The following is a 16,473-nucleotide window of genomic DNA, read 5'->3' as shown; positions in this document are numbered from 1 at the left end:
TCGAAACGAATTCAGTGGACACGTCCCTGTGTCCCGATGCAGCGATCAGCCCGGAACGCGACGGATCTTGGCACCCAGCATTTGCAGTTTTTCTTCGATGCACTCGTAACCACGGTCTATGTGGTAGATGCGGTCGATCAGCGTGTCGCCTTCGGCAACCAGCGCCGAGATCACCAGACTGGCCGATGCGCGCAGGTCGGTGGCCATGACTGGCGCGCCCTTGAGCTTCTCGATACCAGTGACGATGGCAGTGTTGCCTTCAACCTGGATATGCGCGCCCATGCGGTGCAGCTCGTACACGTGCATGAAACGGTTTTCGAAGATTGTCTCGATCACCGCACCAGTACCTTCGGCAATGGCGTTGAGCGAGATGAACTGGGCCTGCATGTCGGTCGGGAACGCCGGGTACGGCGCGGTGCGCACGTTGACCGCCTTCGGGCGCTTGCCGTGCATGTTCAGCTCGATCCAGTCTTCACCGCAGGTGATTTCCGCACCGGCTTCACGCAGCTTTTCCAGCACCGCTTCGAGAATGGTCGGATCGGTGTCCTTGACCTTGACGCGGCCACCGGTCACGGCAGCAGCGACCAGATAGGTGCCGGTTTCGATACGGTCAGGCATGACTTTGTAGAAAGCCGAACCCAGACGCTCGACGCCATCGATGGTGATGGTGTCTGTGCCGGCGCCGGAAACCTTGGCGCCCATGGCATTGAGGAAGTTCGCCAGGTCGACCACTTCAGGTTCGCGCGCGGCGTTCTGCAACACGCTGCGGCCTTTGGCCAGTGCAGCGGCCATCATGATGTTCTCGGTACCGGTCACGCTGACGGTGTCGAAGAAGAAGTGCGCGCCGCGCAAACCACCTTCAGGTGCCTTGGCCTTGATGTAGCCGCCTTCGACGTCGATGACCGCGCCCATGGCTTCCAGACCGCGGATGTGCAGGTCGACCGGACGCGAACCGATGGCGCAACCGCCAGGCAGTGCGACTTCGGCTTCACCGAAACGCGCGACCATCGGGCCGAGCACAAGGATCGACGCACGCATGGTTTTCACCAGTTCGTACGGCGCGATCAGGGTCTTGATGGTGCGCGGGTCGATTTCGACGCTGAGCTTCTCGTCGATTACCGGCTCAATGCCCATGCGCCCGAACAGCTCGATCATGGTGGTGATGTCGTGCAGGTGCGGCAGGTTGCCAACGGTGACCGGGCCATCGCACAGCAAGGTCGCGGCCAGAATCGGCAGGGCGGAGTTCTTCGCGCCGGAAATGCGGATCTCGCCATCAAGACGAGCGCCACCGGTAATAATCAATTTATCCATTAGTATCTCGACGCCCTAGGGCTCAGGTGCGCTCGGCCCAGGCCGCGCGGCTGAAAAATTTCATAGTGACCGCATGGATGCTGCCATCGGTGATCCATGGGTTCAAATGGGCATAGACCTGCTGCTGACGCTTCACCGGGCTCAACGCCGCCAGTTCATCGCTAATCACGTTCAGCTGGAAGTTGCAGCCTTCGCCTTCAACTTCTACCAGCGTTCCTGGCAGCTTTCCTTCAAGGAAGCTCTTCACTTCTACGGCCTGCATGCTCAACCTCAATCGGCGCCCTGTGCGCACGGGTCGGACATCATACAAAAAAGCCCCGCGCCTGCGAACCCCGCAACGCAGGACTCTGACGGGGGGCTTCTTTATAGATGATGGTTCAGGGTTGCGCCAACAGCTCGGTCAGTTCACTGACCTGAGCGATTTCGCGCATGTCTTCAGGCATCGCACGGATGCTGACGGCCTTGCCGGCCGCCTGGGCATCGCGCATGAAGCACAGCAGCAACGACAGGCCGACGCTGCTGGACTTCTGCACCGCCGAACAATCGATGACCAGCGCGGACGCCTTGCTCGACTTGATCAGCGCCTGCCCTTCCTTGCGCAGCTCAGGCCCGGTGCGGTAATCCAGCACGCCGCTGAGCACCAGCTCGTCGACATCACTCATACGAACTGCCGCCTCACTCATTGCGCTGGCTTCGCGGCGGCTTTGTCGGTTTCCTGCTTGGCCTTGGCCACTTCACCGGCCCAGCCATCGATGGTCTTGTCCAGATCGTTGCCATTGCGTTGCATGGCGTCGGCGAACTGGTCACGGAACAGCTTGCCGATGTTGATGCCGTTGATGATCACGTTGCGCAGTTTCCACTCGCCGCTGATCTTCTCAAGCGTGTACTGCACCGGATAGATCGCGCCATTGCTGCCCTTGACGGTCATATTGACGCTGGTGCGGTCGCCCGATTCGTCTTTGGCCGGGTCAACCGTGATGCCCTGGTTGTTGTATTCCAGCAGAGCGTTGCCATAGAACTGGAACAGACCGCGCTTGAAGTTTTCCTGAAAGCGCTGCATCTGCTCAGGCGTGGCCTTGCGCGAATACTTCACGGTCATGATGCTTTTGGAGATGCCCTCGGCATCCACCACTGGCCCCACAATGTTGTTGAGCGCCGCATAGAAATCCTGCGGATCCTGCTTGTACTTCTCTTTGTTTGCCTGCAAGTCGGCAAGCATCCGGTTCGTGGTGTCCTGAATCAGGTCATGAGCCGATTGCCCCGGTGCAGCGTTAGCCATCAACGGCAGGGCCGCGAGCAACACCAACAGGCCACGTCGCAAGATAGAGATCATTCAAAAGCTCCTCATTTGGCGTCTTTGCTAACGGTATTGAGCAGGAATTTACCGATCAGGTCTTCCAGTACCAGTGACGACTGCGTGTCGTGGATGGTTCCACCGTCTTTCAACTGGGTGTCTTCACCGCCGACGCTGATACCGATGTATTTCTCGCCCAGCAGACCCGCGGTGAGGATAGATGCAGTCGAATCGACCGGCAGGTTGTCGACCTTTTTATCCACTTGCAGCGTGACCCGACCGGTGAAGCTGTCGCGATCCAGATCGATTGCGGTGACCTTGCCGATGGTCACCCCGGCCATGGTCACTTTGGCTCTGACCGTCAGACCGGCGATATTGTCGAAATACGCATACAACTTGTAAGTGTCGGTGGACGAAGTCGGAGACAGGCCGCTGACGCGCAAGGCGAGCAGCAGCAAAGCCAGGATCCCTGCCAGCAGGAACAGGCCGACACCGATTTCCAGGGTGCGGTTTTGCATCAGAAATCTCCAAACATCAAAGCGGTCAGAATAAAGTCCAGACCGAGCACTGCCAGCGAGGCAAACACCACGGTCTTGGTGGTGGCACGACTGATTCCCTCGGAAGTGGGTTCACAGTCATAGCCTTGGAATACGGCGATCCAGGTCACGACAAAGGCGAAAACGACACTCTTGATCACGCCATTTAGCACATCACTGGTGAAGTTCACGCTGTTCTGCATGTTCGCCCAGTACGAGCCTTCGTAGACGCCCAGCCAGTCGACCGCCACCCACGAACCGCCCCAGATGCCGACGACGCTGAAAATCATCGCCAGCACCGGCAGGGAAATGAAGCCGGCCCACAGGCGCGGGGCAATGATGTACTTGAGCGGATCGACACCGATCATTTCCAGGCTGGACAGCTGCTCGGTGGATTTCATGTTGCCGATTTCGGCGGTCAACGCCGAACCGGCCCGCCCGGCAAACAGCAACGCCGTGACCACCGGCCCCAGTTCACGCAGCAGCGTCAGGGCGACCATCTGCCCTACAGCCTGCTCTGAACCATAGCTGGAAAGAATGCTGAAGCCCTGCAGCGCCAGGACCATGCCGATGAAAATGCCGGAGACCACGATGATCACCAGCGACATGACGCCGACCGAATGCAGCTGCTTGACCAACAGGCCAAAACCACCGCTGATACCGCCACGGCCCAGCAGGGCGTGAAACAGGAACAGGGTCGCCCGACCAAACACCGCGACCGCGTCGATCGCCGATTCGCCGAACCGACGCACGCGTTCCATCAATGAAATTCTGCGCATCAACGCTTCCCCAGAAGATCTGCGCGGTAATCCGTCGCTGGAAAGTGATACGGCACCGGGCCATCGGGATCACCGGTCATGAACTGGCGGATACGCGGGTCATCCGAATTCATCAGCTCATCCGGCGTGCCCTGCCCCAGCACCTGACCATCGCCCACGACATAGATGTAGTCGGCAATGCTCGCGGTTTCCGCCAGGTCGTGCGAGACCACGATGCTGGTGATTCCCAGTGCATCGTTGAGCAGGCGGATCAGGCGCACCAGCACGCCCATGGCGATCGGGTCCTGGCCCACGAAGGGCTCGTCGTACATGAGAATCTGCGGATCGAGGGCAATCGCCCGGGCCAGCGCCACGCGGCGCTTCATGCCGCCGGACAGTTCGTCCGGCATCAGGTCGATGGCGCCACGCAGCCCCACGGCCTGCAATTTCAGCAGGACGATGTCGCGAATCATGTCTTCCGGCAGTTGCGTGTGCACCCGCAGCGGAAAGGCCACGTTCTCGAACACATCCAGGTCGGTGAACAGCGCACCGCTCTGAAACAGCACGCCCATGTGCTTGCGCGCATCGAACAGATCACTGCGCGACAGCGTCGGCAGATTCTGCCCGTTGACCCAGACTTCGCCGCCGGACGGCCGCAACTGCGCGCCCATCAGGCGCAGCAGCGTGGTCTTGCCGCAGCCGGAAGGCCCCATGATGCCGGTGACCTTGCCGCGCGGGATGCGGATATCGACGTTATTGAAAATGCTCCGCGCACCGCGCTTGAAGGAGACTCCCTTCAGCTCGACCGCGTAGGCGTTATCGGCACTCATCTAAACTCCTTGCGATGCAGCCTCTCACTGGGATGCCAGACTTTCCTCGGAAACACCTGCATCCCGGGCAGGCCGAACTGGCGGCGAACTATATCACTGCAAAGGCTGAGCGCCCAAGCGAGAACCCGGCCAAGATCGCCGACTGAAGAGGGCCTGAGCGACTTTCAGAGGGTTTTGGTAACCAGTAATGACAAAGCACGTCGAACTTGCGTGAGGCTTTGCCACATACCCGCTATAATCGCCGCCTTTTCATCGGCCCATACGATTCTGACATGAGCAAAACCCGCGACCTGATTCAATCGGCACAACGCACCATCCGCCTCGAAGTGGAAGCCGTCCAAGGCTTGATGGCCCATATCGACGCCGATTTCGTACGCGCTTGCGAGATGATTCTGGCCAGCAAGGGCCGTGTGGTCGTAGTCGGCATGGGCAAATCCGGGCACATCGGCAACAAGATCGCCGCCACCCTGGCCAGCACCGGCACTCCGGCGTTTTTTGTGCATCCGGCCGAAGCCAGCCACGGCGACATGGGCATGATCACCCGCGACGATGTGATTCTGGCCCTGTCGAACTCCGGCTCGACCAACGAAATCGTAACGCTGCTGCCATTGATCAAACGCCTGGGTATCCAGCTGATCAGCGTCACCGGCAATCCACAGTCGCCATTGGCGAAGGCTGCCGAGGTCAATCTCAATGTGCATGTCGAGCACGAAGCCTGTCCGCTGAATCTGGCACCGACCTCTTCGACCACGGCCGCACTGGTCATGGGCGATGCCCTGGCCGTGGCGCTGCTGGAAGCTCGTGGTTTCACCGCTGAAGATTTCGCGTTCTCGCATCCGGGCGGTGCCCTTGGCCGTCGCCTGCTGCTGAAAGTCGAAAACGTCATGCACGCCGGACAGGAGCTGCCGCAGGTACAACGCGGCACCCTGCTCAAGGACGCGCTGATGGAAATGACCCGCAAGGGTCTGGGCATGACCGCTATTATTGAGGCCGATGGCAAGCTCGCCGGGATCTTCACCGACGGTGATTTGCGCCGCACGCTGGATCGCGCCATCGACATCCGCAGCGCCACCATCGACCAGGTGATGACTGCACACGGCAAGACCGCCCGGCCCGACATGCTCGCCGCCGAAGCCCTGAAAATCATGGAAGACCATCGAATCAACGCCCTGGTAGTCGTCGACGAGGAGGATCGCCCGATCGGCGCCTTCAACCTCTCCGATCTGCTGCGCGCAGGAGTCATGTAATGAGCAACGATCTGCTGCAACGCGGCAAAGCGATCAAACTGGCAGTGTTCGACGTCGACGGTGTGCTCACCGACGGGCGCCTGTACTTCCTCGAAGACGGCAGCGAGTTCAAGACCTTCAACACCCTCGACGGCCAGGGCATCAAGATGCTGATGAATGCCGGCGTACAAACGGCGATCATCAGTGGCCGCAAGACCCCGGTGGTCGAGCGACGCGCTAAGAACCTCGGCATCCCGCACCTGTTTCAGGGGCGCGAGGACAAACTGGTGGTGCTCGACGGCCTGCTCGCGCAACTGGGCCTAAGCTATGAGGAAGTCGCCTATCTCGGTGACGATCTGCCAGACTTGCCGGTGATCCGCCGTGTAGGGCTGGGCATGGCGGTGGCCAACGCTGCCGATTTCGTCCGCGAACACGCCCACGGCGTTACCCGCGCCCGTGGCGGCGAAGGTGCCGCCCGCGAATTCTGCGAATTGATCCTGCGCGCCCAGGGCCGCCTCGAAGCGGCCAACGCCGCGTACCTGTGAGCCTGACCATGTTTAGCAAAAAGTTTCGCAATTTCCTGCTGTTCGGCTGCATCGCGGCGATTTTCGCTGCGGTGGGCTACTGGAACATCAGCCCGGAGCGCTTCCTCGACAAGCCGCCGGTCTCGGCCGCCGAGAATCCGATCGACTGGTACGCGACCAACACGCACACCATTCAATACCTGCCCGACGGCAAGGTGCAGTACGAGATGACCTCCGACAAGGCCGAGCACGTCAAGGCCACCGATGTCACTCTGGTAACCAAGCCTGATTTGAACATGTACCGCGGCACCGACTTCCCGTGGCACGTGACCAGCGAGCGCGGCGAAGTGAATTCGGGCGGCACCGAAGTTGAATTGATCGATTCGGTACGCGTACAGCGCACCGACGAGAAACAGCGCGGCACCCTGATCACCAGCACCCGCATGACCGTGTTCCCGCAGCAAGAATATGCGCAGACCGCGCAACCCGTTAGAATCGAGGGCGCTGGCGGCGTATCGACTGGCGTCGGAATGAAAGCGTACCTGAAGGACAGCAGGATACACCTGCAATCGAACGTAAGAGGACAGTATGAGGCTCGTTAAAACCCTCCCTATTTTGCTCAGTCTGGGCGCAGCACTGGGAAGCGCGAGCGCCTGGTCCCTGCCGAACGATCAGCAGCAGCCTATCCGCATTCAGGCCGACGACGCCCAACTGGACGACAAGAATGGCATCGCCACCTATAAAGGTGACGTGATCATTACCCAAGGCTCGATGATCGTTAAAGGCAACACCGTGACCATGACGCGCGCGCCCAATGGCGACATCGACGTGGTGACCTCGGTAGGCAACCTGGCTTACTTCGAGCAGTTGCAGACTCAGGGCGACGCCAACCCGGTCAAGGGCTACGGCGTGACGATTCAATACCACGCCCAGCAGAACCGGGTGGTGCTGATCGACAAGGCCAAGGTTATCGACAAGGATAACAACGTCACCCAGGGCGAAAAAATCGTCTACGACACCGTGAAGAAGCTGGCCAGCGCCGGTCGCGCCACGGGCAGCAAGGTCACCGAATCGCGTCCGCGCATCGACATGGTGATCCAGCCGAAGAAGAAAACCGAAGAGAAATCCCAGTAATGGCAACTCTGAAAGCTCAGCACCTGGCCAAGGCCTATAAAAGCCGCCAGGTCGTGCGTGACGTCAGCCTGTCGATCGACAGCGGGCAGATCGTCGGCTTGCTCGGCCCGAACGGCGCCGGCAAGACTACGTGCTTCTACATGATCGTTGGCCTGGTGCAGGCAGATCAGGGCCGTGTGCTGATCGATGATCTGGACGTCAGCCACCAGCCGATGCACGGCCGCGCCAAGGCCGGTATCGGCTATCTGCCGCAAGAAGCGTCGATCTTCCGTAAACTGTCGGTCGCCGACAACATCATGGCGATCCTCGAGACCCGCCCGGAGCTGGACAAGGCCGGTCGTCGCAAGGAGCTGGAAAGCCTGCTGCAGGAATTCCACATCAGCCACATCCGCGACAACCTCGGCATGAGCCTGTCCGGTGGTGAACGCCGCCGGGTGGAAATCGCTCGCGCCCTGGCCACTGCACCCAAGTTCATCCTGCTCGACGAACCGTTCGCCGGTGTCGACCCGATCTCGGTCGGCGACATCAAGCAGATCATCCATCACCTCAAGGCCAAGGGCATCGGCGTGCTGATCACCGACCACAACGTGCGTGAGACGCTGGATATTTGCGAAACCGCTTACATCGTCAACGACGGTCAACTGATCGCTGAAGGCGATGCCGAGACCATCCTGGCCAACGATCTGGTCAAGGAAGTGTATCTGGGTCACGAGTTCCGCCTGTAAGCGCGACAGCGCTGTATCGATTCAAGGCGCATTTATCCGCTTTAATTGTTACAGCGCTCTAGGCAAACACTTCAGTTTCAGGCATATAATTTGCTTAAGTTTGGCGCTTCGGCGCCCTGTAGTGGATGGCGCAAAGCGCCGGCGAATAAGGTGTTAAGCCCCTGCCATGAAACCATCGCTAGTCTTGAGAATGGGCCAGCAGCTGACGATGACACCGCAGCTGCAACAGGCCATCCGCCTGCTCCAATTGTCGACCCTGGACCTGCAACAGGAGATCCAGGAGGCTCTGGAATCCAATCCGATGCTCGAGCGCCAGGAAGAAGGCGACGACTTCGACAACGCCGATCCGCTGGCCGACAACGCCGAACAGAAGCCCGCCGAAATCCAGGAACCCTCCTACCAGGAAACCGCCCCGACGGTGGATAACCTCGAGGATGGCGATTGGAACGAGCGCATCCCCAACGAACTGCCAGTGGATACTGCCTGGGAAGACGTCTACCAGACCAGCGCCAGCAGCCTGCCCAGCAGCGATGACGATGAGTGGGATTTCACCACTCGCACGTCGGCCGGCGAGAGCCTGCAAAGCCATCTGCTCTGGCAACTGAACCTGGCGCCGATGTCCGACACCGATCGCCTGATCGCCGTGACCCTGATCGACTGCATCAACAATCAGGGCTATCTGGACGAAACACTCGAAGAAATTCTTGAAGCGTTCGATCCGGAACTGGACATCGAGCTCGACGAAATCGAAGCCGTCCTGCATCGCATCCAGCAATTCGAGCCCGCCGGTATCGGCGCACGCAACCTCAGCGAATGCCTGCTGCTGCAATTGCGCCAGCTGCCCGCGAAGACGCCGTGGCTGACCGAGGCCAAGCGTCTGGTCGCCGATTACATCGACCTGCTCGGCAGCCGCGATTACAGCCAGTTGATGCGGCGCATGAAGCTCAAGGAAGACGAGCTGCGTCAGGTCATCGAACTGGTGCAGAGCCTCAATCCGCGTCCCGGCTCACAGATCGAGTCGACCGAAGCCGAATACGTCATTCCCGACGTGATCGTGCGCAAGGACAACGAGCGCTGGCTGGTCGAGCTGAACCAGGAATCGGTGCCTCGCCTGCGCGTCAACGCCCAGTACGCCGGTTTTGTGAAGCGTGCCGACACCAGCGCCGACAACACTTTCATGCGCAACCAGTTGCAGGAGGCCCGCTGGTTCATCAAGAGCCTGCAGAGCCGCAACGAAACCCTGATGAAAGTGGCCACGCAGATCGTCGAACATCAGCGCGGCTTCCTCGAGTACGGCGACGAAGCAATGAAGCCGTTGGTATTGCATGACATCGCCGAAGCGGTCGGCATGCACGAATCGACGATTTCCCGGGTGACCACACAAAAATTCATGCATACCCCGCGCGGTATTTATGAGCTGAAATACTTTTTCTCCAGCCACGTCAGCACCTCCGAAGGCGGCGAATGCTCGTCCACGGCGATCCGCGCGATCATCAAGAAACTGGTCGCTGCGGAAAATCAGAAAAAGCCGTTGAGTGACAGCAAGATCGCTGGTTTACTGGAGGCACAAGGCATTCAGGTGGCTCGCCGCACCGTCGCCAAGTACCGCGAATCCCTCGGAATCGCGCCTTCGAGCGAACGCAAGCGGTTGATGTAAGCCACGTTACAGCGTTCCAGTGGCAGGCTTTTCGGCCTGCCGCTTTATGCACTGGCAACGAAGGAGAAGCTGTATGCAAGTCAACATCAGTGGACACCAACTGGAAGTGACCCAACCTCTGCGTTCCTACATCGAGGAAAAACTCCAGCGACTGGAGCGACATTTCGACAAGATCACCAACGTGCAGGTCACGATGTGCGTCGAAAAGCTGAAACAGAAGATCGAAGCCACCTTGCATATTCCCGGCAGTGAAGTGGTCGCAAACGCAGAAGATACCGACATGTACGCTGCGATCGACTCACTTACCGACAAGCTGGATCGCCAACTCAAAAAGCATAAGGAAAAGACCCAGAGCCTCCTCCAGGGCGCGACCGGTCGTTAACACCCCTATCCATGATCCGACTTGAAACCATCCTGACCCCCGGCCGTTCCCAAGTGAACGCGCCGGGCGGCAGCAAGAAAAAAGCCCTCGAACAGATTGCCAACCTGATCCACCGCGAAGTGCCGGATCTGGCGATGCAGGATGTCTTCGAGGCGCTGATCGCCCGTGAAAAACTCGGCTCCACCGGTTTTGGCAACGGCATCGCCATTCCCCACTGCCGCCTCAAGGGCTGCGCGGGGCCAGTGAGCGCCCTGCTGCACCTCGAAGCCCCGATCGATTTCGACGCCATCGACGGCGCTCCGGTGGACCTGTTGTTCGTACTGCTGGTCCCGGAAGCCGCAACCGACGCGCATCTGGAGTTGTTGCGCCAGATCGCCAGCATGCTCGACCGCAAGGAAGTGCGCGACAAGCTACGCAGCGCTCCGAGCAATGAAGCCTTGTACCAGGTTGTACTGGACGAGCAGAACGGGCACTAATCATGCGTTTGATCATTGTCAGTGGCCGTTCGGGCTCGGGTAAAAGTACCGCCCTGAATGTCCTTGAGGACAACGGCTACTACTGCATCGACAATCTGCCGGCCGGTTTGCTGCCGGAACTGGCCGAGCGGGCGCTGATTCACACAGAACTGGCGCAGCCGCTGGTCGCCGTGTCGATCGATGCGCGCAACCTGCCCAGCCATCTGTCACGTTTCCCTGAGTTGCTCGAAGACGTGCGTGCCAAGCATATCAAGTGCGATGTGCTGTACCTGGACGCCGATGAAGAAACCCTGCTCAAGCGTTTTTCCGAGACCCGTCGTCGTCACCCGCTGAGCAACGCAAATCGCTCACTGGCCGAGGCGATTCACGATGAAACCGCCCTGCTTGGTCCGATCGCCGATCTGGCCGACCTGAAAATCAACACCACCAGCCTGAATCTGTATCAACTGCGCGACACCATCAAGTTGCGCCTGTTGAATCAACCGGAGCCCGGTACGGCGTTTCTGGTCGAGTCGTTCGGCTTCAAGCGCGGCATGCCGGTCGACGCAGACCTGGTGTTCGACGTGCGCTGCCTGCCCAATCCGTACTGGAAACCGGAGCTGCGCGCTCAGTCGGGCCTCGATGCCCCAGTGGCCGAGTACCTGGCGCAGCAGCCGGATGTCGAAGAAATGTATCAGGACATCTACGCCTACCTGAACAAGTGGCTACCACGCTTCGCCGCCAGCAACCGCGCCTACGTCACCATTGCCATTGGCTGCACCGGCGGGCATCACCGCTCCGTCTACCTGACCGAACGACTGGGTCAGGCCCTGCAGAAAACCCTGAAGAACGTCCAGGTTCGCCACCGCGACCTCACCTAAAGGATTTACACCGCGATGCCTGCTCGTGAAATCGAAATCATCAATAAGCTGGGCCTGCATGCCCGGGCATCGGCCAAATTTGTCGGCGTGGCGGGTCAGTATCCAGACTGCACGATCCGAGTGGGACGCACACCTGAAACGACTGTCGACGGCAAGAGCATCATGGCTATGATGATGCTCGCGGCGGGTAAAGGCACCAAGATCCATTTGAGCACCGAAGGCGAACAGGCTCAGGAAGCCATGGACGCATTGGTCGATCTGATCGAAAGGTATTTCGACGAAGGTGAATAATCCTCGAGGCGGGGACACTGTTCCTCGCCTCCATTCACCCCAACGCCGTATCCATCACCATCATCAGACAAAACCCGATCAGAAGGCCCAGACTGGCCAGCTTGTCATGCCCATGACGGCGCGATTCCGGGATCACTTCGTGGGTCACCACCAGCAACATCGCCCCCGCCGCCAGTGCCAGCCCCAACGGCAACAGCACCTGAGCCAGACTCACGAGCCACGCACACAGCAGCGCAAATATCGGTTCGACCAGCCCCGACGCCGCGCCGATCAGAAACGCTCTGACCCGCGACATTCCCGCCCCGGCCAGCACCAGAGCAATCACCAGTCCTTCCGGCACATCCTGCAACGCAATGCCCATCGCCAGACTGTCGGCGTCCGCCATCCCGCCTCCGGCAGATACGCCAACCGCCATGCCTTCCGGAATGTTGTGCGCGATGATGGCGAACACGAACAGCCAGATTCGCGGTGGAATCACCGGATGCTCCAACGTGCCGACGAGCATCTCCGGCGAGGCACCGCAAATGCGCCGATCCACCAGATACAGACCGAACGCACCGAGCAGGATGCCGAAGCAGATCAGGCCACTGGCGGCCCACGGCGTCAGGCCAAGGCTCTCAGCTGCAGCTATGCCCGGCACGATCAACGAAAACGCCGTCGCCGCCAGCATCACCCCGGCACCAAATCCCAGCAAGGTGTCGCTGAGTGCCTGCGGCATGCGCCGGATCACCAGCACCGGCACCGCGCCAAGCGCCGTGCCCAAGGCGCAGATGGCACCGCCCTGCAAGGCACGTAACAGCCTCGGTTCCAGATTCAGCCATTGCAAAGCGTGGGCGACCAGTAAAGTCATACCCGCCAACAGCAAAAGCGAACCCACCGCGTAACGAAACATGCGCCCACTGCCAATCGCCAGTGTTTCCGTGCCCATAGTCAGCCCTGATTGTTTTTATTGAAGGCTTAAACCAGTGCGGCCTGATAGCGCGCAGCAACTTCCGGCCAGTTGATCACGTTGTAGAACGCGTTGATGTATTCCGGGCGACGGTTCTGGTAACGCAGGTAGTAAGCGTGCTCCCAGACATCGAGGCCAAGGATCGGGGTGTTGCCGTTCATCAACGGGCTGTCCTGGTTGCCGCTGCTTTCCACGACCAGTTTTTTATCCGGTGTCACGCTCAGCCACGCCCAGCCGCTGCCAAAACGGGTCAGCGCGGCTTTGGTGAACGCTTCCTTGAAACTGTCGAGTCCGCCCAGTTGCTCGTCGATGGCCTTGGCCAGCGCGCCGCTGGGCTTGCCGCCACCGTTGGGCACCATCACTTCCCAGAACAGCGAATGGTTGGCGTGGCCGCCGCCCTGATTGATCACCGCCGCGCGAAGTTTTTCCGGCAGTTGCTGCACGCTGGCGACGAGTTTTTCCACCGGCCACTCGGCGAACTCGGTGCCTTCCACGGCGGCGTTGAGGTTGTTGATGTAGGTCTGGTGATGCTTGGTGTAATGGATTTCCATGGTCTGCGCATCGATGTGCGGCTCGAGGGCATCGTAGGCGTAAGGCAAGGCAGGCAAGGTAAAAGCCATTTCAATGGACTCCATACTGATGAGAAGTTGCGGCGCGGCGGGCATTGCCGGTGTCCGGATGCAGCAGGCGCTGGGTGCGTGGGTATTCGCCGTGCTCGCTGATGAAGTTCAACAGTTCGACATAGGTCTTGCTGCTCTGGCGCAGCGCCGCCTCACGCAGGGCCGGACGCAAGCGCTCGTCCTGCATGGTCTGCAACAAACGTTGATGGATGGCACAGAGATATTCGGCGCTCTCCTCCGGTTGGTTCAGGCGCAGATGCAGGTCAGCCAGGTTGTGATGTGAGACGACGCAGGCCGCCACCGCTTCGTCGGCATCCGCCCAGCGTTCGAACAACACTTGCGCCAGGGCCAGGGCTTGCAGGTAAGCCTCGCGGGCGTCGATCAGTTCGCCCAGCATGAAGCAGCGATTGGCCCGTTCGATCGTGCGTTTCCAGTGCTCCATGATGAGCCTCCAAAGCGGTTGCGGGGTTTACACGCCGCCGGCGGTGAGTTTCTCGGGGTTGAGCAACTCTTTCAGCTGGCTGCGCGACAGGCGGGTGTGTTCCAGGGCGACGTCGATCACCGCACAGCCTTCCTTGCAGGCGTTAGCGCGCAACGGATCTGGCGACTCATCCAGCGCCGGCTTTCGAGGTAGGGCTGCTCGTGCAAGGCAGAACTCATGATCCGTGACTCGTCCGGAAATGAGATTTATTATTAGATGATAATGAGAACCAAAACAAGCGTTCGAGTTTGCGCTGTTCATTTGTGGGAGCGAGCCTGCTCGCGAATGCGCCGTGTCAGCCAGCACATTTGCAACTGATCCACCGCTTTCGCGAGCAGGCTCGCTCCCACAGGGGATTTGTGCGAAGCGAATAAAAAAGGCGCGCCATCCACAACGGATGGCGCGCCTTTTTTTGTTGGCGGATTCGCGGCTTAGCTGCCGGCGACAGTCATCCGCTCGATCAACACAGACCCGGTGCGAATGTTGCTGCGCAGTTCCAGATCATTACCCACCGCGACAATCTGCTTGAACATGTCGCGCATGTTGCCGGCGATGGTCACTTCCTGCACGGCGAACTGGATCTCGCCGTTCTCGACCCAGAAGCCCGCCGCACCGCGCGAATAGTCACCGGTGACCATGTTCAGGCCGTGGCCCATCAACTCGGTGACCAGCAGTCCTCGGCCCATGCGCTTCAACAGCGCTGCCTGATCCTCATCACCGTGGGTGACGAACAGGTTGTGCACCCCGCCCGCGTTGGCGGTGCTCGGCATGCCCAGTTTCCGTCCGGAATAGGTGCCGAGGATGTAGGAGACCAACTCGCCCTTCTCGACGAAAGGTTTCGCGTAAGTCGCCAGGCCATCACCGTCGTAGGAAGCACTGCCCATGGCACGCATCAGATGCGGACGCTCATCAATGGTCAGCCATTCCGGGAACAGCTTCTGCCCCAGTGTGCCTTCGAGAAACGACGATTTGCGATACAGGCTGCCGCCGGATACGGCCGAAAGGAAGCTGCCGAACAGACCGCCCGCCAGTTCGGCGGAAAACAGCACCGGCACCTCGCATGTCGGCACCGGCCGCGCGCCCAGACGGCTCGCCGCCCGTTGCGCGGCACGCTGGCCGATGCTCACCGGATCGGCGAGCAGACTGCCCTGGCGATTGACGTCATACCAGTAATCGCGCTGCATCTGCCCGTCAGCTTCGGCGATCATCACGCAACTCAGGCTGTGCCGGGTCGACGCGTAACCGCCGATGAAACCGTGGCTGTTGCCATAAACCCGGCAGCCCTGATGGGTGCTGAGGGTGGTGCCGTCGGCGTTCTTGATCCGCGCATCGGCATCGAACGCCGCTGCCTCGCAGAGCAAAGCCTTCTCAATGGCCTGTTCCGGGGTGATGTCCCATTCGTGGAACAGGTCGAAGTCCTGCACATTCCTGGCCATCAGTGCGGCGTCGGCCAGACCCGAGGCTTCGTCCTCGGAGGTGTGTTTGGCTATCGCGAGTGCTGCAGCGACGGTTTCACGAATCGCCTCCGGCCCGGTGGCCGAGGTGCTGGCCGAGCCTTTGCGCTGGCCGACGTACAGGGTGATGCCAAAACCCTGATCACGATTGAATTCAACGGTTTCGACCTCGCGCTGACGCACCGAGGTCGACAGCCCCTGCTCCAGCGACACCGCGACTTCACAGGCGCTGGCGCCCTGGCGCTTGGCTTCGGCGATGATCTGCTCGACCTGTTCTTGCAGTGCCGGCAATGCCTGCGGGCCGACGCTTTGAACTGCACTCATGCTCATCTCCACTCAAATTCTGCTTTCGGCTGGGGTCATCGAGCGACCGGGCCGGACAAGCGGCCCCCGACTGGTTATCATGGCGGCGTTTCTTTGCGGACTGCCACCATGGTTGATTCTTACGACGACTCCCTCGATACGGGAGAAAAAAGCAAATCTCAGGTCAAACGCGAGTTGCATGCGCTGGTTGACCTCGGCGAGCGCCTGACCACACTCAAGCCTGATCTGGTCGCCAAACTGCCGTTGACCGACGCTTTGCGCCGGGCATTGGCCGATGCGCCCAAGCACACCGCGAACATCGCGCGTAAACGGCATTTGCAGTTCATCGGCAAACTGATGCGCGACCAGGACACTGACGCGATTCTGACTCTGCTCGATCAACTCGATGCCTCCACTCGCCAGTACAACGAGCGTTTCCATAATCTGGAACGCTGGCGTGACCGCCTGATCGCGGGCGATGACGCCGTGCTGGAGAAATTCGTCATCGAGTACCCGGACGCCGATCGCCAGCAATTGCGTTCCCTGATCCGTCAGGCCCAGCATGAGGTTGCGCAAAACAAGCCACCTGCTTCGAGCCGCAAGATCTTCAAATACATTCGGGAGCTGGACGAGACTCAACGCGGTCTGCGTTGATAATCGCC

At 60.0% G+C, this 16,473-nt stretch carries 22 protein-coding genes and 1 pseudogene; 11 read left to right on the top strand and 12 right to left on the bottom strand.

Annotation, left to right across the window (positions count from 1 at the left end; all coding sequences use genetic code 11):
* Positions 1 to 45: 45 nt before the first annotated feature.
* The 7 genes from murA to AB9L16_RS03885 all read right to left on the bottom strand — a co-directional run bounded on the left by murA (position 46) and on the right by AB9L16_RS03885 (position 4,729).
* Positions 46 to 1,311, bottom strand: a complete 1,266-nt coding sequence (gene murA, locus AB9L16_RS03915) for a UDP-N-acetylglucosamine 1-carboxyvinyltransferase (RefSeq protein WP_016771669.1) — start codon at positions 1,309 to 1,311, stop codon at positions 46 to 48.
* 22 nt (positions 1,312 to 1,333) lie between these two features.
* Entirely contained in the window at positions 1,334 to 1,573 is a 240-nt protein-coding gene (locus tag AB9L16_RS03910; protein ID WP_016771670.1) for a BolA family protein, read from the bottom strand.
* 115 nt (positions 1,574 to 1,688) lie between these two features.
* Entirely contained in the window at positions 1,689 to 1,994 is a 306-nt protein-coding gene (locus AB9L16_RS03905) for a lipid asymmetry maintenance protein MlaB (protein WP_056782947.1), read from the bottom strand.
* Positions 1,991 to 2,644, bottom strand: coding sequence for a phospholipid-binding protein MlaC (locus AB9L16_RS03900; protein ID WP_056782946.1), 654 nt, complete (start codon positions 2,642 to 2,644; stop codon positions 1,991 to 1,993). Before AB9L16_RS03900 ends, AB9L16_RS03905 begins: the two co-directional genes overlap by 4 nt.
* Positions 2,645 to 2,655: 11 nt before the next feature.
* Entirely contained in the window at positions 2,656 to 3,123 is a 468-nt protein-coding gene (gene mlaD, locus AB9L16_RS03895; protein ID WP_016771673.1) for an outer membrane lipid asymmetry maintenance protein MlaD, read from the bottom strand.
* On the bottom strand, positions 3,123 to 3,920 hold the full coding sequence (gene mlaE, locus AB9L16_RS03890) for a lipid asymmetry maintenance ABC transporter permease subunit MlaE (RefSeq protein ID WP_016771674.1): 798 nt from the start codon (positions 3,918 to 3,920) through the stop codon (positions 3,123 to 3,125). The genes mlaD and mlaE overlap by 1 nt, the downstream gene beginning before the upstream one ends.
* Positions 3,920 to 4,729: an ATP-binding cassette domain-containing protein gene (locus AB9L16_RS03885; RefSeq protein WP_056782943.1), complete on the bottom strand. Its 810-nt coding sequence runs from the start codon at positions 4,727 to 4,729 to the stop codon at positions 3,920 to 3,922. The genes mlaE and AB9L16_RS03885 overlap by 1 nt, the downstream gene beginning before the upstream one ends.
* Before the next feature lie 272 nt (positions 4,730 to 5,001).
* Between AB9L16_RS03885 and AB9L16_RS03880 the strand changes: the two genes are divergently transcribed.
* From AB9L16_RS03880 to AB9L16_RS03835, 10 genes are all read left to right on the top strand, one after another.
* Entirely contained in the window at positions 5,002 to 5,976 is a 975-nt protein-coding gene (locus tag AB9L16_RS03880; RefSeq protein WP_024011623.1) for a KpsF/GutQ family sugar-phosphate isomerase, read from the top strand.
* Positions 5,976 to 6,500, top strand: a complete 525-nt coding sequence (locus tag AB9L16_RS03875) for an HAD family hydrolase (protein WP_016771677.1) — start codon at positions 5,976 to 5,978, stop codon at positions 6,498 to 6,500. The genes AB9L16_RS03880 and AB9L16_RS03875 overlap by 1 nt, the downstream gene beginning before the upstream one ends.
* Positions 6,501 to 6,508: 8 nt before the next feature.
* Positions 6,509 to 7,081 (top strand): LPS export ABC transporter periplasmic protein LptC, encoded by a 573-nt coding sequence (gene lptC / locus AB9L16_RS03870; protein ID WP_024011622.1) that lies wholly within the window; start codon positions 6,509 to 6,511, stop codon positions 7,079 to 7,081.
* Positions 7,068 to 7,613 (top strand): lipopolysaccharide transport periplasmic protein LptA, encoded by a 546-nt coding sequence (gene lptA / locus AB9L16_RS03865; RefSeq protein ID WP_016771679.1) that lies wholly within the window; start codon positions 7,068 to 7,070, stop codon positions 7,611 to 7,613. Before lptC ends, lptA begins: the two co-directional genes overlap by 14 nt.
* Positions 7,613 to 8,338, top strand: a complete 726-nt coding sequence (gene lptB, locus AB9L16_RS03860; RefSeq protein WP_024011621.1) for an LPS export ABC transporter ATP-binding protein — start codon at positions 7,613 to 7,615, stop codon at positions 8,336 to 8,338. The genes lptA and lptB overlap by 1 nt, the downstream gene beginning before the upstream one ends.
* A gap of 166 nt (positions 8,339 to 8,504) precedes the next feature.
* Entirely contained in the window at positions 8,505 to 9,995 is a 1,491-nt protein-coding gene (locus AB9L16_RS03855; RefSeq protein WP_041477979.1) for an RNA polymerase factor sigma-54, read from the top strand.
* A 73-nt stretch (positions 9,996 to 10,068) separates the two neighbouring features.
* Positions 10,069 to 10,377 carry a ribosome hibernation-promoting factor, HPF/YfiA family gene (gene hpf, locus AB9L16_RS03850; RefSeq protein ID WP_007912419.1) on the top strand — a complete coding sequence of 103 codons (309 nt, stop codon included), beginning with the start codon at positions 10,069 to 10,071 and terminating at the stop codon, positions 10,375 to 10,377.
* Between the two features lie 11 nt (positions 10,378 to 10,388).
* A complete protein-coding gene (ptsN, locus tag AB9L16_RS03845; RefSeq protein WP_041477978.1) occupies positions 10,389 to 10,853 on the top strand; it encodes a PTS IIA-like nitrogen regulatory protein PtsN in 465 nt (154 codons plus the stop codon).
* A 2-nt stretch (positions 10,854 to 10,855) separates the two neighbouring features.
* On the top strand, positions 10,856 to 11,713 hold the full coding sequence (rapZ, locus tag AB9L16_RS03840; protein ID WP_041477977.1) for an RNase adapter RapZ: 858 nt from the start codon (positions 10,856 to 10,858) through the stop codon (positions 11,711 to 11,713).
* 15 nt (positions 11,714 to 11,728) lie between these two features.
* Complete coding sequence (locus AB9L16_RS03835) at positions 11,729 to 12,004, top strand: HPr family phosphocarrier protein (protein WP_016771685.1); 276 nt, start codon at positions 11,729 to 11,731, stop codon at positions 12,002 to 12,004.
* A gap of 34 nt (positions 12,005 to 12,038) precedes the next feature.
* On the opposite strand, the gene AB9L16_RS03830 is transcribed toward AB9L16_RS03835, so the two are convergent.
* The 5 genes and pseudogenes from AB9L16_RS03830 to pmbA all read right to left on the bottom strand — a co-directional run bounded on the left by AB9L16_RS03830 (position 12,039) and on the right by pmbA (position 15,832).
* Entirely contained in the window at positions 12,039 to 12,932 is an 894-nt protein-coding gene (locus AB9L16_RS03830; protein WP_041477976.1) for a ZIP family metal transporter, read from the bottom strand.
* A 29-nt stretch (positions 12,933 to 12,961) separates the two neighbouring features.
* Positions 12,962 to 13,573, bottom strand: a complete 612-nt coding sequence (locus AB9L16_RS03825; protein ID WP_095180375.1) for a superoxide dismutase — start codon at positions 13,571 to 13,573, stop codon at positions 12,962 to 12,964.
* A 1-nt stretch (position 13,574) separates the two neighbouring features.
* Complete coding sequence (locus tag AB9L16_RS03820) at positions 13,575 to 14,015, bottom strand: hypothetical protein (protein WP_252887322.1); 441 nt, start codon at positions 14,013 to 14,015, stop codon at positions 13,575 to 13,577.
* A gap of 137 nt (positions 14,016 to 14,152) precedes the next feature.
* Positions 14,153 to 14,233: pseudogene (locus tag AB9L16_RS03815) on the bottom strand (FagA protein); the annotation flags it as partial.
* Positions 14,234 to 14,485: 252 nt separating this feature from the next.
* The gene (gene pmbA, locus AB9L16_RS03810) at positions 14,486 to 15,832 is read right to left on the bottom strand and encodes a metalloprotease PmbA (RefSeq protein WP_375123128.1); all 1,347 of its coding nucleotides are present in this window, start codon (positions 15,830 to 15,832) and stop codon (positions 14,486 to 14,488) included.
* Positions 15,833 to 15,940: 108 nt separating this feature from the next.
* Between pmbA and yjgA the strand changes: the two genes are divergently transcribed.
* On the top strand, positions 15,941 to 16,465 hold the full coding sequence (gene yjgA, locus AB9L16_RS03805; protein WP_016771692.1) for a ribosome biogenesis factor YjgA: 525 nt from the start codon (positions 15,941 to 15,943) through the stop codon (positions 16,463 to 16,465).
* Positions 16,466 to 16,473: the final 8 nt, after the last annotated feature.

Source organism: Pseudomonas sp. LW8 (genome assembly GCF_041956865.1).
Taxonomy (GTDB): domain Bacteria; phylum Pseudomonadota; class Gammaproteobacteria; order Pseudomonadales; family Pseudomonadaceae; genus Aquipseudomonas; species Aquipseudomonas siliginis.
This window is presented reverse-complemented; position numbering and strand designations above follow the sequence as displayed.

Coding starts and splice junctions, on each gene's coding strand:
- murA (WP_016771669.1), bottom strand. CDS start 1,311: ATGGATAAATTGATTATTACCGGTGGCGCTCGTCTTGATGGCGAGATC.
- AB9L16_RS03910 (WP_016771670.1), bottom strand. CDS start 1,573: ATGCAGGCCGTAGAAGTGAAGAGCTTCCTTGAAGGAAAGCTGCCAGGA.
- AB9L16_RS03905 (WP_056782947.1), bottom strand. CDS start 1,994: ATGAGTGAGGCGGCAGTTCGTATGAGTGATGTCGACGAGCTGGTGCTC.
- AB9L16_RS03900 (WP_056782946.1), bottom strand. CDS start 2,644: ATGATCTCTATCTTGCGACGTGGCCTGTTGGTGTTGCTCGCGGCCCTG.
- mlaD (WP_016771673.1), bottom strand. CDS start 3,123: ATGCAAAACCGCACCCTGGAAATCGGTGTCGGCCTGTTCCTGCTGGCA.
- mlaE (WP_016771674.1), bottom strand. CDS start 3,920: ATGCGCAGAATTTCATTGATGGAACGCGTGCGTCGGTTCGGCGAATCG.
- AB9L16_RS03885 (WP_056782943.1), bottom strand. CDS start 4,729: ATGAGTGCCGATAACGCCTACGCGGTCGAGCTGAAGGGAGTCTCCTTC.
- AB9L16_RS03880 (WP_024011623.1), top strand. CDS start 5,002: ATGAGCAAAACCCGCGACCTGATTCAATCGGCACAACGCACCATCCGC.
- AB9L16_RS03875 (WP_016771677.1), top strand. CDS start 5,976: ATGAGCAACGATCTGCTGCAACGCGGCAAAGCGATCAAACTGGCAGTG.
- lptC (WP_024011622.1), top strand. CDS start 6,509: ATGTTTAGCAAAAAGTTTCGCAATTTCCTGCTGTTCGGCTGCATCGCG.
- lptA (WP_016771679.1), top strand. CDS start 7,068: ATGAGGCTCGTTAAAACCCTCCCTATTTTGCTCAGTCTGGGCGCAGCA.
- lptB (WP_024011621.1), top strand. CDS start 7,613: ATGGCAACTCTGAAAGCTCAGCACCTGGCCAAGGCCTATAAAAGCCGC.
- AB9L16_RS03855 (WP_041477979.1), top strand. CDS start 8,505: ATGAAACCATCGCTAGTCTTGAGAATGGGCCAGCAGCTGACGATGACA.
- hpf (WP_007912419.1), top strand. CDS start 10,069: ATGCAAGTCAACATCAGTGGACACCAACTGGAAGTGACCCAACCTCTG.
- ptsN (WP_041477978.1), top strand. CDS start 10,389: ATGATCCGACTTGAAACCATCCTGACCCCCGGCCGTTCCCAAGTGAAC.
- rapZ (WP_041477977.1), top strand. CDS start 10,856: ATGCGTTTGATCATTGTCAGTGGCCGTTCGGGCTCGGGTAAAAGTACC.
- AB9L16_RS03835 (WP_016771685.1), top strand. CDS start 11,729: ATGCCTGCTCGTGAAATCGAAATCATCAATAAGCTGGGCCTGCATGCC.
- AB9L16_RS03830 (WP_041477976.1), bottom strand. CDS start 12,932: ATGGGCACGGAAACACTGGCGATTGGCAGTGGGCGCATGTTTCGTTAC.
- AB9L16_RS03825 (WP_095180375.1), bottom strand. CDS start 13,573: ATGGCTTTTACCTTGCCTGCCTTGCCTTACGCCTACGATGCCCTCGAG.
- AB9L16_RS03820 (WP_252887322.1), bottom strand. CDS start 14,015: ATGGAGCACTGGAAACGCACGATCGAACGGGCCAATCGCTGCTTCATG.
- pmbA (WP_375123128.1), bottom strand. CDS start 15,832: ATGAGTGCAGTTCAAAGCGTCGGCCCGCAGGCATTGCCGGCACTGCAA.
- yjgA (WP_016771692.1), top strand. CDS start 15,941: ATGGTTGATTCTTACGACGACTCCCTCGATACGGGAGAAAAAAGCAAA.